This is a genomic window from Stutzerimonas kunmingensis (genome assembly GCF_014764705.1).
Taxonomy (GTDB): domain Bacteria; phylum Pseudomonadota; class Gammaproteobacteria; order Pseudomonadales; family Pseudomonadaceae; genus Stutzerimonas.
On record NZ_JACXXG010000004.1, the window covers coordinates 1 to 15,833 of the forward strand.

A 15,833-nucleotide genomic window follows, 5' to 3' on the forward strand; every position below is an offset into this window, starting at 1 on the left:
CTTGGACTGGTCTCGATACTGGATACGATCAATCGGCTTAACCGCATGGCCTGAACCGCCGTGTACGGAACCGTACGCACGGTGGTGTGGGAGGACGGCGGCCGTGAGGCCGCCTCCTACCCGATCCCAAAGGATTCTGAGAGACTGGCTCTATAAGGGGCGTTGATCTTCATCATTAGTCGCCGTTGCGCTTGCTTCCTATGATGGCATTCAACCAGCAGGTACTTACCAAGACCCTGGAAGCTATTGAATACCAAGGAGCTGCAACCATGACTGACAAGCCGAAGCTCACAACCGTTGCCGGTGCGCCGGTATCCGAAAACCAGAACTCCATGACTGCGGGCCGCCGTGGTCCCATGCTGCTTCAGGACGTATGGTTTCTAGAGAAGCTCGCTCATTTCGACCGCGAGGTGATTCCGGAGCGTCGTATGCACGCGAAAGGTTCCGGCGCGTTTGGCGAGTTCGTCGTCACCCATGACATCACCCGCTACACCAAAGCCAAGCTGTTTTCCGAGGTTGGTAAGCGCACCCCGTTGTTCGCCCGCTTCTCTACCGTCGCCGGTGAGCGCGGCGCGGCCGACGCCGAGCGTGACATTCGTGGTTACGCACTGAAGTTCTACACCGAGCAAGGCAACTGGGACATGGTGGGCAATAACACCCCGGTGTTCTTTTTCCGCGATCCGCTGAAGTTTCCGGACCTCAACCACGCAGTAAAACGCGATCCGCGCACCAACATGCGCAGCGCGAACAACAACTGGGACTTCTGGACCGGGCTGCCTGAGGCCTTGCACCAGATCACCTATGTCATGGGTGATCGGGGCATTCCGGCGTCGTACCGCCATATGCACGGTTTCGGTTCGCACACCTACAGCTTCATCAGTCCGAACAACGAGCGTTTCTGGGTGAAGTTTCACTTTCGGACCCAGCAGGGCATCAAGAATCTCACCGACGCCGAGGCGGCAGCCATCGTTGCCAATGACCGGGAGAGTTCGCAGCGCGATCTGTTCGAGGCCATCGAGCGTGGCGAATATCCACGTTGGACGATGTATGTGCAGGTAATGGCGGAGGCCGACGCCGCCAAGGTGCCGTACCATCCGTTCGACCTCACCAAGGTCTGGCCGCATGCCGACTACCCGCTGATCGAGGTCGGCTATTACGAGCTCAACCGCAATCCCGACAACTACTTCCAGGATGTCGAGCAGGCGGCATTCACACCGGCGAATGTCGTTCCGGGCATCAGCTTCTCTCCAGACCGTATGTTGCAGGGCCGTCTTTTCTCCTACGGGGATGCGCAACGCTACCGGCTGGGGGTGAATCACCATCAGATTCCGGTCAACGCTCCGCGTTGCCCGGTCCACAGCTACCATCGCGATGGTGCCATGCGCGTAGATGGCAATCAGGGCGGTCGTCTGCATTACGAGCCGAATACCTATGGCGAGTGGCAGGAACAGCCTGACTTCAGCGAGCCACCGCTGGCTCTCGAGGGGGCAGCGGATCGTTACGACTACCGTGCCGACGACGCCGATTACTTTACTCAGCCGGGCAACCTGTTCCGCTTGATGAAGGCCGATGAACAGCAGCGGTTGTTCGAAAATACCGCTCGGTCGATGCAGGGAGTGGCGCGTCATATCAAGATCCGCCACATCAGTCACTGCCTGAGGGCTGATCCGGCCTATGGAGCAGGTATTGCCGCCGCCCTGGATATTCCGTTGTCGGAAGTGCCGGCATAAGCGATTCGCGGTATCCGAAAGATCAAGAAGCCCGCAGCGAGTCTGCGGGCTTTCTTGTCTATTCAGCGCTATTCGTGGGGATTGTTGAGCGGCTTATCGCTCTCCTGTCCGGGTGGCGGAAGGCGATCGGCCTCTGCCGGGTCGATCACCGTCAGGCTGCCGTCGGCAGTTGCGACAAGCACGGCCTCAAGCATTTCACGCACATTGTTGCGCAGCATGCCGACAGACTTCTGGCTGCGACTGTTCAATCCGCCGATTTCCATGAGCACGCTGCCGCCCAATGGGCCTGTTTCGCTGGCGGCCAGTCGCTCGGTCCCCAGCAGGCCGTATGCGTTTCGGGCAATGCCTGGATCGCCGCCGCGGCGGACATCGCCGTTGGGGTGCTCATAGTAGTAGTTGGTGATTTCCATGAAGCCAAGCTGCGTGGAGCGCTGCTTCATCACGATTGCCAGCTGCTTCGACAGTGCTACCGCTTCTGGGCGACATCCGGGTGAGTTGGCCAGGTGATAGAGCCAGTCACCTGGCGTCCCGGGCGGTTCACTTCAGGATCCACATCCTCGAGTACCACGGCAGGGTTTTGATTGTGCACATCTACCAGCCAGATGGGACGGTAACGGTCATAGATGCCGCGTACCGCAACCGCTTCGGGCACCGGGTTCTGCCCCGGGTTGAAGTGCCGCTCACTGGCCAGGCCTGGATTGCAGCGTATTTGCGTGCTCTTGCTCCAGTCTGTCCAGTGGTAGCGGTTGATGTCGTAGCTAAATTGGCGTTGGCCGTCGGCATTGGTGAAGGCGGTCACGTTGGCGCCGAGGTGCTGATCCAACTTGGCAGGATTCAGGGTGCCATCGGCGCGCAGGCAGTCAGCGCTGGTTTGCGGGGCGCTGAAATCCATGTTGCCGCGACTGAAACGCTCGGCGCCGTCCGGGTTGACCCTCGGCACGATCAGCACCTGCAGATTATCCAGTACCTGGCGGGACAAGGCCCCGCCCGAGGCAAGGCGTTTTATCAGGTTGACCGCCGCTTCGGTGCCGTGCTGTTGGGTGATGATCATCACGGCTGGTTTGTCTGAATTACCCAGCCTAGCCAGATTGGCCGACCTTCGTTGCTGCTGCCGGCCTGTTCTAGTCGCAGGGCATCCGGGAAGCGTCGTGAAAGTGCGTTGAGCTGATCGTACAGCTGGTTGTTGCTCATGAACGCCTCCAGCGAGACGTTCTGCTCATTGGTGATCCAAAGGCCGTTGGGTTGGGCGGCAGCGGCGCGACCGGGTAGCAGGCCGGCGCCAAGCAGGCAGGCAGCAAGCGCAATTCGCATCAGGCTTTCTCCTTGTCGGGCTGAGAGTGTCCCTTCCAACTGCCCGGCGGGATCCGTAGTGGACCCCGCTGCGCTTGCGCTTGTTGCCGAAACGGCTGCCGACGCGATGATCAGCCCGCCGAGCGGTCGCGCTCGAGTAACGGTTTGAGGAAATGACCGGTATGAGACTGGGCCATGCCTGCCACCTCTTCCGGCGTACCGCAGGCAATGATCTGGCCACCCTTCGAGCCGCCTTCCGGGCCGAGATCCACCAGCCAGTCGGCCGTCTTGATGACGTCAAGGTTGTGCTCGATCACCACGACCGTATTGCCGTGGTCGCGCAGACGGTGCAGTACGTCGAGCAGCTGCTGGATATCGGCGAAATGCAGGCCGGTGGTGGGTTCATCAAGGATGTACAGCGTCTTGCCCGTGTCACGCTTGGACAGCTCGCGGGACAGCTTGACGCGCTGCGCCTCACCGCCAGACAGGGTCGTCGCACTCTGCCCCAGCTTGATGTAGGACAGCCCAACATCCATCAACGTCTGCAGTTTTCGCGCGACGGCCGGCACCGGATCGAAGAACTCGCGGGCTTCCTCGATAGTCATGTCGAGCACTTCGGTGATGCTCTTGCCCTTGTACTTCACCTCCAGCGTTTCGCGGTTGTAGCGCTTGCCCTTGCACACGTCGCAGGGCACGTAGATGTCGGGCAGGAAGTGCATTTCCACCTTGATCACGCCGTCGCCCTGGCAGGCTTCGCAGCGTCCGCCCTTGACGTTGAAAGAGAAGCGGCCCGGACCGTAGCCGCGTGAGCGCGCTTCCGGTACGCCGGCAAACAGCTCGCGAATCGGCGTGAACAGCCCCGTGTAGGTCGCCGGGTTGGAGCGCGGGGTGCGGCCGATCGGGCTCTGATCGATGTCCACCACCTTGTCCAGATGCTGCAGCCCATCGAAGCTGTCGTGCGGGGCTACTTCCAGCGTGGTCGCGCCATTGAGTGCAGTCGCCGTGATCGGGAACAGCGTGTTGTTGATCAGCGTTGATTTGCCCGAGCCCGACACACCGGTGATGCAGGTGAGCAGGCCGACCGGAATCTCCAGGTCGACGTTGCGCAGGTTGTTGCCCCGCGCGCCCTTGAGCTTGAGCAGCATCTTCGGATCACGGCGGGTGCGCTCAGGCCGATAGTTGATCTTCACCCGGCCAGAGAGGTACTTGCCGGTCAGCGAATCCGGGTGCGCCATCACCTCGTCAGGTGTGCCTTCAGCGACGATGCGGCCGCCATGTATGCCGGCACCTGGGCCGATGTCTACGACGTAGTCGGCGAGACGGATCGCATCCTCGTCATGCTCCACGACGATCACGGTATTGCCGATGTCGCGCAGGTGGCGAAGGGTCCCCAGCAAGCGTTCGTTGTCGCGCTGATGCAGGCCGATCGAAGGTTCGTCGAGGATGTACATCACCCCAACCAGGCCAGCGCCGATCTGACTGGCCAGGCGAATACGCTGGGCTTCGCCGCCGGACAGGGTGTCGGCGCTGCGATCCAGGGTCAGATAGTCCAGGCCGACGTTGACCAGGAACTGCAGGCGTTCGCGGATCTCCTTGAGAATCTTGTCGGCGATCTCGCCGCGTCGTCCGCTGAGCGAGAGGACGCCGAAGTAGTCGGTGGCGTCGCCGATGGGCATGGCCGTGACCGCAGGCAGGGTCTTGTCGCCAACCCACACGTGGCGTGCTTCGCGGCGCAGACGCGTGCCGCGACAATCCGGGCAGGGCTGAGTGCTGAGGTATTTGGCGAGCTCTTCGCGAACCGAATTGGATTCGGTTTCGCGGTAGCGGCGTTCCAGGTTGGGAACGATGCCTTCGAACGGGTGCGAACGCTTGACGATATCGCCGCGGTCGTTGAGGTAGCGGAACTCGACATTCTCACGGCCGCTGCCGCGCAGGATGGACTTCTGATGATCGGCGGCCAGTGAGTCGAAAGGCTCGTCGAGGCTGAAGCCATAATGCGAGGCCAGTGAGCCGAGCATCTGGAAATAGTAAACGTTGCGCCGGTCCCAGCCGCGTATGGCGCCTTCGGCTAGGGTCAGTTCGCCATTGATCAGGCGCTTGGCGTCGAAGAACTGCTTCACGCCCAGGCCGTCACAGGTCGGACAGGCGCCGGCCGGGTTGTTGAAGGAGAACAGCTTGGGCTCAAGCTCGCTGATCGAGTGGCCGCAGATCGGGCAGGCGAAGCGTGCGGAGAAGATCATTTCCTCGCTGTCGTCGTCCTCTTCCATGGAGGCGACCAGGGCGATGCCATCGGCCAGCTTGAGCGCCGTTTCGAAGGATTCGGCCAGGCGCTGCTGCAGGTCGCCGCGAACCTTGAAGCGGTCCACCACCACGTCGATCGAGTGCTTCTTCTGCTTGTCCAGCTTGGGTAGCTCGTCGAGCTCGTACAGCCGCCCGTTGACGCGGGCGCGCACGAAACCCTGAGCACGCAGTTCGTCGAACACGGCCAGGTGCTCGCCCTTGCGTTCGCGGATGACCGGGGCCAGCAGCATCAGCTTGCGGCCTTCTGGCAGTGCCAGCACCTGGTCGACCATCTGGCTGACCGTCTGCGCTTCCAGCGGGGCATCGTGATCTGGACAGCGCGGCGTGCCGACCCGCGCATAGAGCAGACGCAGGTAGTCGTAGATCTCGGTGATGGTGCCCACGGTGGAGCGCGGGTTGTGCGAGGTCGATTTCTGCTCGATGGAGATCGCCGGGGAGAGCCCCTCGATGGTGTCGACGTCGGGCTTTTCCATCATCGAGAGGAACTGGCGCGCATACGCCGAAAGCGATTCGACGTAACGGCGTTGGCCTTCTGCGTAGAGAGTGTCGAATGCCAACGATGATTTGCCAGAACCGGACAAGCCGGTGATGACGATCAGCTTGTCGCGCGGCAGGGTGAGGTCGATGTTCTTCAGGTTGTGGGTGCGGGCCCCACGAATCAGAATCTTGTCCAAAACAGCCTCGCGTGGCGGGCGGAAACCCGAAAGTATACGGCCGGGGTGATAGTCGCGGCAAAATCGCGCGCCTGTGCCGAACAGGGTAGGGCTGCTAGAATCGCCGCCGGTTCATACAAGCGAGACCCTCCATGCAGGACCCCTACAGCGAGCGCATGAGCGCCAGCGAGACACGCGCAGCTTCCGGGCTGGCCCTGGTTTTCGCTTTTCGCATGCTCGGCATGTTCATGGTTTTGCCCGTGCTGGCAACCTACGGCATGGACCTGGAAGGCGCTACGCCGACCCTGATCGGTCTTGCGATAGGTGCCTATGGTTTGACCCAGGCGCTGCTGCAAATTCCCTTCGGTATTCTTTCCGATCGTATTGGTCGCTTGCCTATCATCTATTTCGGCCTGCTGATCTTCGCCGCTGGAGCGGTGCTCGCGGCGATGTCCGACAGCATCTGGGGCGTCATCGCCGGGCGCATCCTGCAAGGGGCGGGGGCGATTTCCGCTGCAGTGATGGCGCTGCTCTCGGACCTGACCCGCGAACAGCACCGGACCAAGGCAATGGCGCTGATCGGCGTGAGCATCGGTTTTTCCTTCGCTGTCGCGATGATCGTCGGGCCGTTGCTGACCCGTGCCTTCGGTCTCTCCGGGCTGTTCTGGGTAACCGCCGGCATGGCGTTGCTTGGCGGAGTCATCGTCGCGTTGCTGCCCAAGGCCCAGGCGCATGTGCGCCATCGCGAATCCGGTGTTGCCAAGCAGGCGCTCGGCCTGACGTTGCGCCACCCCGATCTGTTGCGCCTGGATTTCAGCATCCTGGCGCTGCATGCGATCCTGATGGCCAGCTTCGTCGCGCTGCCGCTGGCACTGGTAGAGCAGGGCGCGTTGCCCAAGGAAGAGCATTGGTGGGTCTACCTCACGGCACTGCTGGTCGGCTTCTTCGGCATGATTCCCTTCATTATTTATGGCGAGAAGAAGCGCCAGATGCGCCGCGTGCTGTTGGGCGCGGTCTCCGCGTTGCTGCTCTGCGAGCTGTTCTTCTGGTGGTTCGGAAATGGCTTGTGGATGCTGGTCGTCGGCATGGTGGGCTTCTTCATCGCGTTCAATCTGCTGGAAGCGTCGCTGCCTTCGTTGGTCAGCAAAGTCGCGCCGGCCGGCGGCAAGGGCACCGCGATGGGCGTCTACTCCACCAGTCAGTTTCTCGGTGCCGGTCTCGGTGGCGTGCTGGGCGGCATGCTCTATCAGCAGGGTGGCCTGGCGCTGGTGTTCGCCGGTTGCGCTGCACTTTGCGCGTTGTGGTTCGTGGTGGCCTTCAGCATGCGCGAACCTCCTTATGTCACCAGCCTGCGCTTGCCGCTGTCGGCCGGAGCGCTGGCCAACGCAGGACTTGGGCGTGACCTGCTACAAGTCGCCGGTGTTAGCGACGTGCTCATCGTTGCCGACGAGGCAGCGGCCTATATCAAGGTCGATACGCAGCAGCTGGATCGTGAAGCTCTTGATCGCCTGGTTGCCTGAGGCGCCTGTTCGCGGCTGCATAGTGCCGCGCAACATGAAAGTGCGTCGGTTGGCCGTCAGGGGTGGCTGAGGTAAGATTCGCGGTCATCGGCTTTGCTGGCGGTACAACCGCCATCGGTGAATCCATCCAATTCAACGTTCCAATGAGGAGTTACCCATGGCCAGAGGGGTGAATAAAGTCATCTTGATCGGCAATGTCGGCGGCGACCCGGAAACCCGCTACATGCCCAATGGCAATGCGGTGACCAACATCACGCTGGCAACCACCGATAGCTGGAAGGACAAGCAGACCGGCCAGCTTCAGGAGCGTACCGAGTGGCATCGCGTGGTGTTGTTCGGCAAGGTTGCCGAGATCGCCGGCGAATACCTGCGCAAGGGTTCGCAATGCTACATCGAGGGACGCCTGCAGACCCGCGAGTGGGAGAAGGACGGCGTCAAGCGCTACACCACCGAAATAGTCGTCGACATGAACGGCACCATGCAGCTGCTCGGTGGCCGTGGCGGCAGTTCCGACGATGCCCCGCGTCAGGCTCGCCCGCAGCAGCGTGAGCCGCAGCAGGCGCCGCGTCCGCAGGCCCAGCCGCAGCAGCCCGCTGCGCGGCAGCAGCCGGCACCGGACTACGACAGCTTCGACGACGACATCCCCTTCTAGAGTTATCTGAATGCGAATGCGCCTGATGCTGTTGGGCGGCGGCAATGCCCTGGGCCAGGCGCTCATCCGCCTCGGCGCCGAGGAAGACATAGGCTTCCTCGCGCCGCGACCGCCCGCTCAGGGCTGGGACGCCGCCAGTCTTACCCAGTTGCTCGACGACAACCGTCCGGATGTCGTGGTCAACCTTGCCTACTATTACGACTGGTTCCAGAGCGGACAGCCCAACGAGCCGGCGCTCGCCGCACAGGAGCGTGCGGTCGAGCGGCTCGCCGAACTCTGTCAGCACCATGATTTCGTCCTGTTGCAGCCATCGAGCTATCGGGTATTCGACGGTGCCCGAACCACGGCCTATAGCGAAAAGGACGAGGTGGCGCCGCTGGATGCACGAGGCAGGGCGCTTTGGCGCATCGAGCAGAGTGTGCGTTCGCTATGCCCGCGACATGTCCTGCTGCGTTTTGGCTGGTTGCTCGATGACAGTCGGGACGGTGTTCTAGGGCGCGTGCTGCAACGACTCGAGCAGAGCGAGGCGATACTGCTGGCGGATGACCGGCGCGGCAATCCGACACCTGTCGACGATGCCGCGCGCGTGATCCTTGCGGTATTGAAGCAGCTCGACTGCCAGGCTCCGCTGTGGGGTACCTATCACTACGGCGGACATGAGGCTTCCACCCCGTTGCTGGTCGCCCAGGCGTTGCTCGGCGAGGCCGGCAAGTATCGCGACGTCACAACGGCGAATCTGACGGCCGTGGCGCATGCCGCCTGTTCGGATGCCGCAGCCGAACCGCAGCACGGCGTACTCGCCTGCAAGAAGATTTTCACCACTTTCGGCATCAAGCCTCGCGCTTGGCGCACCGGGTTGCCGAGCCTGTTGGAGCGCTATTACCGTCATGGCTGATGCCCCGATTCTGGTCACCGGCGGTGCCGGGTTCATTGGCTCGAACCTGGTCGATGCGTTGCTGGCGCGCGGCTATGCCGTTCGTGTGCTGGACAATCTCTCGACCGGCAAGCGCGAAAACCTGCCGCAAGATACACGCGTCGAACTGATCGTCGGCGATGTCGCCGATGCCGATTGCGTGCGTCGTGCGGTGCAGGGATGTCGGGCGGTGGTGCACCTGGCCGCGGTGGCGTCGGTGCAGGCGTCGGTGGATGATCCATTCGGTACGCACCAGAGCAACCTGATTGGCACGCTCAATCTGTGTGAGGCGATGCGCGAGTCGGGTGTGAAGCGTGTGCTGTTTGCCTCGAGCGCAGCGGTCTATGGCAACAACGGCGAAGGCCATGCTATCGATGAGGACACACCGAAGGCGCCCCTGACACCCTACGCCGCGGACAAGCTGGCCAGCGAGCACTACTTGGATTTCTATCGGCGCCAGCATGGTCTGGAGCCGGTGGTGTTCCGTTTCTTCAATATCTTCGGGCCGCGGCAGGATCCATCGTCACCGTATTCCGGTGTGATCAGCATCTTCACCGAGCGGGCGCAGAAGGGTTTGCCGATTGCGGTGTTCGGCGATGGCGAGCAGACGCGCGATTTTCTCTACGTTGCCGATCTCGTCGAGGTGTTGGTGCAGGCGCTGGAGTCGCCCGAGACGGTGGAAGGCGCGGTGAATGTTGGGCTGAATCAGGCCACTTCGCTGAATCAGCTGCTGGCGGCCATCGGTGACGTGTTGGGCGGGCTTCCCGAGGTGAGCTATCAGGCCGCACGGCCGGGGGATATTCGGCATTCGCGGGCGAATAATGCCCGATTGCTGCAGCGCTATCGGTTGCCCGAGCCACCGACCACGATGCGCGATGGGCTGGCCAACCTGTTGGGTTTGTAGGTTGTGAACTCTGAAAATACAAAAGGCGCCCTAGGCGCCTTTTGTCTGTCTGCGATTCGGCTGGGCCGGTTACGTCAGAACTTGTAGCCGAGACCGACCATGTAGACCATCGGGTCTACGTCCACGTCAACTGTGGTCTTGGTTACGCCAAGTGCTGTCGGGCCCTTAACGGTAGCCTCGGTGTCGATGTCGATATAACGAACCTGGGCGTTGATCATCAGCTTATCAGTCAGCATGTAGTCCGCCCCGACTTGGAAGGCTAAGCCCCAGGAGTCGTCGACATCCATGCTGCTGAAGCCCTGTGCTTTACGCTCGCTGCTCAGGTCTTCTTGGAAGAATGTCGTGTAATTAATGCCGACGCCGACGTAAGGTTGGAACGCAGCTTTGTTATCCAGCGGGTAGTACACGACGCTTAGGGTTGGTGGCAGTTGCTTGAGGTCGCCCAGCTTGCCGTCGAGGCCCGGAGTACCGACTGCATTGCTTACGCCTTTCACACCAACTTCATGGCTGAACGGGGTAGCGGCAAGCAGCTCGATACCAACTTTATCCGTGACCATGTAAGCGAAGTTCAGGCCCAGCTGAGTATCGCTATTCAGCGTAGCGCTAGTGCCGCCTGCACTAGCGCCATCAAACTCCAGATTGCCGCTATCTTCACGCGGATCAACGGTAATAGCACCAGCGCGAACGATGATGTCCCCGGCTTCGAAAGCCTGGGCGAAGGGTGCGGCCAGCGCCAGGGCCAGCGCGGAAGCGGTGAACAGGGTCTTGCGCATGATGATGCTCCGTTTGTTGGAATGCGATTGGGCGCCATGGTAGGTGCTGAGCGCTGGGGCTTTTTGATCCAGCTCAATGAAAAACGCCGCCTCGACTGCGACGAAACGCCCGGGTTGCTTTGCGTCAATTCACAGATGATAATGTTTCTCTTTTGAGTTAACGACCGTCTGCAAGGACCCTTCAATGCCTTCCTTCTTCCCCCGCCTGCTGGCGGTTGCCGTGCTGCCGTGCTGTCTTCAGCTTTATGCCGGGTCGCTGTCCGCGGCACCGCTGGACGCAGCGCTGGATGAGAGCGAGCGTTTGTCCGCCGAGGCGAAGGCCTCGCAGGCGCGGATCGACCAGCTCGACGACGCCACTCGCGAGATGCTCAACGAGTACCGCAGTGCTTTGCAGCAGACCGAAGCGCTGAAGGCCTACAACAAGCAGTTGCAGGAGCTGACCGCAGCGCAGAGCAAGGAACTTGTGGGCTTTCAGCGCCAGCTGGACAGCATCGAGCGCACCCAGGAAGCCGTTACGCCGCAGATGAGCCGTATGGTCGAGGTGCTTGGGGAATTCATTGCGGCCGATCTGCCGTTTCTCCCCGATGAGCGTGCCGACCGTCTGGCCGGCCTGCAGGACCTACTGCCACGCGCCGACGTCAGCCTGGCGGAAAAGTACCGGCGCATCCTCGAGGCCTATCAGATCGAAAGCGACTACGGCCGCACGCTGGAAGCCTGGCGTGGCGAGCTGCCGGGCGACGCGGAGTCACGCAGCGTCGAATTCCTGCGGCTCGGTCGAGTGATGCTCTATTACCAGACTCTCGATGCTCACGAGAGCGGCTGGTGGAATCCGCAGACTCGCGCCTGGGAAGTGCTCGACGGCAGCGCCCGCCGACCGCTCACGCAGGCCATCGCCATCGCCCGTCAGCAACAGGCTCCGGCCTACCTGCAATTGCCCGTGAAGACCCTGGCCGAGGAGGCCGCGCAATGAGCCGTCTGTTTTCCCTCCTTCTTGTCGCGCTGTTGCCCCTCACGGCTCATTCGGCAGAACCGCTCAGTCCCGACCAGCTGCTCGAGCGCATTCGCAGCGACCGTGCCGCCGAGGTAAGCGCCATGAAGGCCCGCGAGCAGGCCTTCGTTCGTGATCGTGGCGAGCAGCAGCAACTGCTTTCCCGTGCCCGTGCCGCACTGGCCGAGCAGAAGGCCGAGGCCGAACGCCTGAAGGCCGACTTCGATCGTCAGGAGGCCGAGCTGGCCGAGCAGGAAAAACTCCTGGCGCAGCGTGTTGGCCATCTGGGTGAGCTGTTCGGCGTCGTGCGCCAGAGTGCAGGTGACATCGCTGGCCAGTGGCAGGACAGTCTGCTCAACGCTCAGTATCCCGAGCGCCTGACCCAGCTGCGCAGCCTGGCGGAAAGCCGCGCGCTGCCGTCGGCCGATGACCTCGATGCGTTCTGGATGACCCTGCTGGAAGACCTGGCGGCCAGCGGCCGCGTCGAGCGCGTACAGCTGCCGGTGGTGGGCACCGATGGCGCGCGCAGCGAGCAGCCGGTACTGCGGGTCGGCAGCTTCTCCACATTCACCGACGAGGCCTTCCTGCGCTACGACGCCGATGCCGGCGAGCTGCTGGTACCGACACGCCAGCCGTCCGGTCAGGGTTTGATCGAAGACTATCTGAGCAGCTCCGATGCGCTGGCTACATTGCCGGTGGATCCGAGCCGCGGCACGCTGATCGCCCAGCTGCAACGCCAGCCGGACCTGTGGGATCGCGTCAAGCAAGGCGGTCTGGTCGGTGGCGTCATTCTGGTGCTTGGTGCCGTCGGCCTGCTGCTGGCGATCTGGCGCATGGTGTATCTGGGTGGCGTCGGTCGCAAGGTGGGCAGCCAGATGCGCGAGCTGAACCAGCCGCGCGACGACAATCCGCTCGGCCGCATCATCGGCGTGCTGGGGCCGAAGCCACAGTTGTCGGATCTGGAGACCCTCGAGCTCAAGCTGGACGAGGCGATCCTCCAGGAGACCCCGCCGCTGGAGCGCGGTCAGCCGCTGCTCAAGCTGCTGGCGGCCGTTGCTCCGCTGCTCGGCCTGCTGGGGACCGTGACCGGCATGATCATCACTTTCCAGGCCATCACCCAGAGCGGTGGCGGCGACTCGCGGCTGATGGCCGACGGTATCTCTCAGGCGCTGGTAACCACGGTGCTGGGCCTGGTGGTGGCAATTCCGCTGCTGTTCCTGCACAGCCTGCTGGCCAGCCGTAGCAAGGCGCTGATCCAGTTGCTGGAGCAGCAGAGCGCCGGCCTCATCGCGCTGCACCTGTCGGGGGCGCCACGCCGTGACTGATCTGCGCGCTCACTGGCTGGGTCTGATCGACAGTGGTCACGCGCTGCTCGATTTCATGGCTGCCGGCGGCGTGGTGATGTGGGCGCTGGCCGGCCTGTGCGTACTGTATTGGACACTGGTCTTCGAGCGCCTCTGGTTCATGCGGCGGGTCTTCCCGCACTGGGTCGAATCGCGTCGGCAGGCCTGGGCGCAGATGGCCGATGAGCCTGGTAGCTGGCAGCGTGCGGTGCGTTCGGCCTGGCTGGCGCAGGCTCAGCAGCAGTTGTCCGGACCGCTACGGCTGAGCAAGACCCTGGTGGCGATGTATCCGCTGCTTGGCTTGCTCGGTACGGTCAGCGGCATGATCGCGGTTTTCGACGTGCTGGCGCTCAGTGGCTCCGGCAACCCACGCGGCATGGCCGCGGGTGTCTGGCAGGCGACCCTGCCGACCATGGCCGGCATGGTGCTGGCCATCACAGGATTGTTCAGTCTGGCGCGCCTAGAGCGAATCGCGCGCCAGTCTCTCGACCGGCTGGCTGACCAGCTGCGTCACGACTGAGGATTAGCGGGATGCGTATGCGCCGTCATCATTACCAGCAGGAAGAAGATACCGGCATCGATCTCACGCCGATGCTCGATGTGGTGTTCATCATGCTGATCTTCTTTATCGTCACCAGCTCCTTCATCAAGGAATCCGGTGTCGAAGTCCAGCGCCCGCAGGCGGACACAGCCAGCACCCAGGACAAGGGCAATATTCTCATCGCCGTCACGGCCGATGGCCAGGTCTGGATCGACAAGCAGGTGGTCGACGTACGCAGTGTGCGGGCGCATGTCGAGCGTCTGCGCGTGGATCAGCCGGAGGGCGCTGTGGTCGTCCAGGCTGACCAGGATGCGCGCACCGGCCTCGTGGTGCAGGTCATGGACCAGGCGCGTCAGGCCGGCGTGCAAGACGTTGCGCTGGCCGCCAGCACGGGGTCGCGCTGATGCAACCGCGGCTGGTCCGTTTCAGTCTGGCCTTCATCGCCGCCTGTGTGGTGGCGTTGCTGCTGTTCGCCCTGATGTTGAGCATGGTCAATCCCCCGCGCAGCAAGATTGAGGAAGATCCATTAGCGATTGCCAATTTCGTGCGCATGGATGGGCGCAACGAGGACACCGCCACGCGCTCACGTCAGCAGGCGCCACAGCCGCCGCAGCCGAAGACGCCGCAACCGCCGACGCCACCGACGCCGAATATGGCGACGCCAGACGCCAATCTGCCCAAGCTCGACCTCGACCTGCCGAACATCGATGCGGGCGTGTCGGTCGCCACCGCTCCGGCGCCCAGTCTGTCCGGCCTGACGGCGGCACAGAGTGCCCCGGCCGCGGCGCCAGCGCCGGCCAGTGCGGCAGTCGAAGCGGCGGGCAAGCCCGGCGGCCCGGAGCAGGAAGTGATGCCGCTCAATGATGTACGTCCGGAGTATCCCTACCGTGCGCGGCAACAGGGCATCGAAGGGCATATCAAATTGGCGTTCACCATCAACCCGCAGGGGCGGGTGGAGAACATCCGCGTGCTGGAAGCCTCGCCTCGTAACGTGTTCGACCGCGAGGCCCGGCGCGCGGCGGCCCGCTGGCGTTTCGCGCCGCGTACCGAAAACGGTGCACCGGTATCCCGTGAAGCCGTGAAAACCCTGCACTTCCGCTTGCAAGGAGAACGCTGAGATGCTTCGTTTGCTGCTCGTGCTGTCGCTTTTTCTCGCCGCTTCGGCCCAGGCCGCCCAGGCCATCGACCCCGCGGTGTTCATGGCGCTCCAGCGAGCGCAGACCGCGCAGAGCAAGGGCGACTATGCCGCTGCGCGCAAGGCGCTGGAGGGCGTCAGCGCCAAGGCCGGTAGCGGTGAAGAGGCGTTGCTCTGGCGCAGTCGCGGCTATCTGGCCTGGGCCGAAGGCAATAATCGCCAGGCGCTGGAATGGCTGGACAAGGCAGTGGCCAGCGGCAAGCTGGACGAAGAGCTGCTGGCCGGCGAGCGGATGAACCTTGCGCGGCTGAACCTGGTCGAGGGTCGCTACGCCAAGGTGGTCAGCTTGCTGGGATCGGCTAATCAGGGCAACGAAGAAGTGCTGCAGATGCTGGTGCAGGCTTACCAGGGCCTCGGTCAGCATGCCAAGGCGCTGCCGCTGGCCGAGCGTTATGTGCAGGCGAACCCGAAGGCGGGTGATACCTGGCTGCAGTTCCTGGTTGCCGGCAACGCCGAGCTCAAGCGCTATCAGGCTGCCGAACGCTGGCAACAGAAGCTGCTGCTGCGCCACCCCGATCAGGTCAAGGCCTGGCGGCAGCTGGCCGGTCTGCAGCAGATGGCGGGCGCTGAAGATCGCGCGCTGGCGACGCTGCGCACTGCGCACGCGAAGGGCTTGCGCTTCAGTGAGGCGGAGCTGGACAACCTAGTCGCTCTCGCTAGTGCCGCTGGGCAGCCATGGCAAGGCGCCAAACTGCTCGAAGGGATGCTGGCGTCACGCTTGCTGCCGAGCAATGCCAGTCGCCAGGAGCGCATGGGCATGCTCTGGTGGCAGGCCCGCGAGCGCACCGAGGCCGCGAAGATCTATCGCCAGCTGGCGACTCAGACCGGCAGCGCGAAGTTCTGGATGAATGTGGCGCAGCTCGAGCTGGAACAGGCTCGTTGGCAGGCCGGGCTTGACGCGTTGAAGCAGGCCGAGCGGGCCGGCGCCGAACGTCGTCGCGTGCGCGAATGGCGCGAGTGGGCGGAAGGTGAGCTCAGTTTCGAGCGTGAGAAGCAGATCGCCAGCGCGCACTGACCGCTGGCAGAAGCG

General features: G+C 63.0%; 16 protein-coding genes. 11 read left to right on the forward strand and 5 right to left on the reverse strand.

Translation table 11 applies throughout. The features are described 5' to 3' along the window. Positions 1–269: 269 nt before the first annotated feature. Positions 270–1,730 (forward strand): catalase, encoded by a 1,461-nt coding sequence (locus IEG05_RS04840; protein ID WP_046617761.1) that lies wholly within the window; start codon positions 270–272, stop codon positions 1,728–1,730. Positions 1,731–1,798: 68 nt separating this feature from the next. Here the strand turns inward: IEG05_RS04840 and IEG05_RS23230 are convergent, their stop codons facing one another. The 4 genes from IEG05_RS23230 to uvrA form a co-directional block, all read right to left on the reverse strand. After that, positions 1,799–2,170, reverse strand: coding sequence for a hypothetical protein (locus IEG05_RS23230; protein ID WP_224742690.1), 372 nt, complete (start codon positions 2,168–2,170; stop codon positions 1,799–1,801). Positions 2,171–2,196: 26 nt separating this feature from the next. After that, entirely contained in the window at positions 2,197–2,781 is a 585-nt protein-coding gene (locus IEG05_RS23235) for a M14 family zinc carboxypeptidase (RefSeq protein WP_235399878.1), read from the reverse strand. Then, positions 2,781–3,041 carry a hypothetical protein gene (locus IEG05_RS23240; RefSeq protein ID WP_224742691.1) on the reverse strand — a complete coding sequence of 87 codons (261 nt, stop codon included), beginning with the start codon at positions 3,039–3,041 and terminating at the stop codon, positions 2,781–2,783. The genes IEG05_RS23235 and IEG05_RS23240 overlap by 1 nt, the downstream gene beginning before the upstream one ends. Before the next feature lie 110 nt (positions 3,042–3,151). Next, positions 3,152–5,995, reverse strand: a complete 2,844-nt coding sequence (uvrA, locus tag IEG05_RS04850; protein WP_046617762.1) for an excinuclease ABC subunit UvrA — start codon at positions 5,993–5,995, stop codon at positions 3,152–3,154. A gap of 131 nt (positions 5,996–6,126) precedes the next feature. On the opposite strand from uvrA, the gene IEG05_RS04855 reads away from it, so the two are divergent. The 4 genes from IEG05_RS04855 (at position 6,127) to IEG05_RS04870 (ending at position 9,963) form a co-directional block, all read left to right on the forward strand. Further along, entirely contained in the window at positions 6,127–7,494 is a 1,368-nt protein-coding gene (locus IEG05_RS04855) for an MFS transporter (RefSeq protein ID WP_046617763.1), read from the forward strand. Between the two features lie 157 nt (positions 7,495–7,651). Continuing rightward, a complete protein-coding gene (locus IEG05_RS04860) occupies positions 7,652–8,146 on the forward strand; it encodes a single-stranded DNA-binding protein (protein WP_023445625.1) in 495 nt (164 codons plus the stop codon). 10 nt (positions 8,147–8,156) lie between these two features. After that, positions 8,157–9,041, forward strand: coding sequence for a sugar nucleotide-binding protein (locus IEG05_RS04865; protein ID WP_014821589.1), 885 nt, complete (start codon positions 8,157–8,159; stop codon positions 9,039–9,041). Next, the gene (locus IEG05_RS04870; RefSeq protein ID WP_046617765.1) at positions 9,034–9,963 is read left to right on the forward strand and encodes an NAD-dependent epimerase/dehydratase family protein; all 930 of its coding nucleotides are present in this window, start codon (positions 9,034–9,036) and stop codon (positions 9,961–9,963) included. The genes IEG05_RS04865 and IEG05_RS04870 overlap by 8 nt, the downstream gene beginning before the upstream one ends. Before the next feature lie 74 nt (positions 9,964–10,037). On the opposite strand, the gene IEG05_RS04875 is transcribed toward IEG05_RS04870, so the two are convergent. Next, positions 10,038–10,736: an OmpW/AlkL family protein gene (locus IEG05_RS04875; RefSeq protein WP_046617766.1), complete on the reverse strand. Its 699-nt coding sequence runs from the start codon at positions 10,734–10,736 to the stop codon at positions 10,038–10,040. 184 nt (positions 10,737–10,920) lie between these two features. On the opposite strand from IEG05_RS04875, the gene IEG05_RS04880 reads away from it, so the two are divergent. Genes IEG05_RS04880 through IEG05_RS04905 form a run of 6 tightly spaced genes read left to right on the forward strand, consistent with a single transcriptional unit; the run spans position 10,921 to position 15,818 of the window. Then, positions 10,921–11,706, forward strand: a complete 786-nt coding sequence (locus IEG05_RS04880; RefSeq protein ID WP_023444693.1) for a DUF3450 domain-containing protein — start codon at positions 10,921–10,923, stop codon at positions 11,704–11,706. Further along, positions 11,703–13,049 carry a MotA/TolQ/ExbB proton channel family protein gene (locus IEG05_RS04885; RefSeq protein WP_046617767.1) on the forward strand — a complete coding sequence of 449 codons (1,347 nt, stop codon included), beginning with the start codon at positions 11,703–11,705 and terminating at the stop codon, positions 13,047–13,049. Before IEG05_RS04880 ends, IEG05_RS04885 begins: the two co-directional genes overlap by 4 nt. Then, positions 13,042–13,587 (forward strand): MotA/TolQ/ExbB proton channel family protein, encoded by a 546-nt coding sequence (locus tag IEG05_RS04890; RefSeq protein ID WP_014821584.1) that lies wholly within the window; start codon positions 13,042–13,044, stop codon positions 13,585–13,587. Before IEG05_RS04885 ends, IEG05_RS04890 begins: the two co-directional genes overlap by 8 nt. An 11-nt stretch (positions 13,588–13,598) precedes the next feature. Further along, positions 13,599–14,012 carry an ExbD/TolR family protein gene (locus tag IEG05_RS04895; RefSeq protein ID WP_023444691.1) on the forward strand — a complete coding sequence of 138 codons (414 nt, stop codon included), beginning with the start codon at positions 13,599–13,601 and terminating at the stop codon, positions 14,010–14,012. After that, positions 14,012–14,725, forward strand: a complete 714-nt coding sequence (locus IEG05_RS04900) for an energy transducer TonB (protein ID WP_014821583.1) — start codon at positions 14,012–14,014, stop codon at positions 14,723–14,725. The genes IEG05_RS04895 and IEG05_RS04900 overlap by 1 nt, the downstream gene beginning before the upstream one ends. 1 nt (position 14,726) lies before the next feature. Next, positions 14,727–15,818: a tetratricopeptide repeat protein gene (locus IEG05_RS04905; protein ID WP_191121713.1), complete on the forward strand. Its 1,092-nt coding sequence runs from the start codon at positions 14,727–14,729 to the stop codon at positions 15,816–15,818. Positions 15,819–15,833 lie beyond the last annotated feature (15 nt).

What these genes read in the sequence shown, in the direction of transcription:
- IEG05_RS04840 (WP_046617761.1), top strand. Translation starts at nt 270, where the DNA reads ATGACTGACAAGCCGAAGCTCACAACCGTTGCCGGTGCGCCGGTATCC.
- IEG05_RS23230 (WP_224742690.1), bottom strand. Translation starts at nt 2,170, where the DNA reads ATGAAGCAGCGCTCCACGCAGCTTGGCTTCATGGAAATCACCAACTAC.
- IEG05_RS23235 (WP_235399878.1), bottom strand. Translation starts at nt 2,781, where the DNA reads ATGATCATCACCCAACAGCACGGCACCGAAGCGGCGGTCAACCTGATA.
- IEG05_RS23240 (WP_224742691.1), bottom strand. Translation starts at nt 3,041, where the DNA reads ATGCGAATTGCGCTTGCTGCCTGCCTGCTTGGCGCCGGCCTGCTACCC.
- IEG05_RS04855 (WP_046617763.1), top strand. Translation starts at nt 6,127, where the DNA reads ATGCAGGACCCCTACAGCGAGCGCATGAGCGCCAGCGAGACACGCGCA.
- IEG05_RS04860 (WP_023445625.1), top strand. Translation starts at nt 7,652, where the DNA reads ATGGCCAGAGGGGTGAATAAAGTCATCTTGATCGGCAATGTCGGCGGC.
- IEG05_RS04865 (WP_014821589.1), top strand. Translation starts at nt 8,157, where the DNA reads ATGCGAATGCGCCTGATGCTGTTGGGCGGCGGCAATGCCCTGGGCCAG.
- IEG05_RS04870 (WP_046617765.1), top strand. Translation starts at nt 9,034, where the DNA reads ATGGCTGATGCCCCGATTCTGGTCACCGGCGGTGCCGGGTTCATTGGC.
- IEG05_RS04875 (WP_046617766.1), bottom strand. Translation starts at nt 10,736, where the DNA reads ATGCGCAAGACCCTGTTCACCGCTTCCGCGCTGGCCCTGGCGCTGGCC.
- IEG05_RS04880 (WP_023444693.1), top strand. Translation starts at nt 10,921, where the DNA reads ATGCCTTCCTTCTTCCCCCGCCTGCTGGCGGTTGCCGTGCTGCCGTGC.
- IEG05_RS04885 (WP_046617767.1), top strand. Translation starts at nt 11,703, where the DNA reads ATGAGCCGTCTGTTTTCCCTCCTTCTTGTCGCGCTGTTGCCCCTCACG.
- IEG05_RS04895 (WP_023444691.1), top strand. Translation starts at nt 13,599, where the DNA reads ATGCGTATGCGCCGTCATCATTACCAGCAGGAAGAAGATACCGGCATC.
- IEG05_RS04900 (WP_014821583.1), top strand. Translation starts at nt 14,012, where the DNA reads ATGCAACCGCGGCTGGTCCGTTTCAGTCTGGCCTTCATCGCCGCCTGT.
- IEG05_RS04905 (WP_191121713.1), top strand. Translation starts at nt 14,727, where the DNA reads ATGCTTCGTTTGCTGCTCGTGCTGTCGCTTTTTCTCGCCGCTTCGGCC.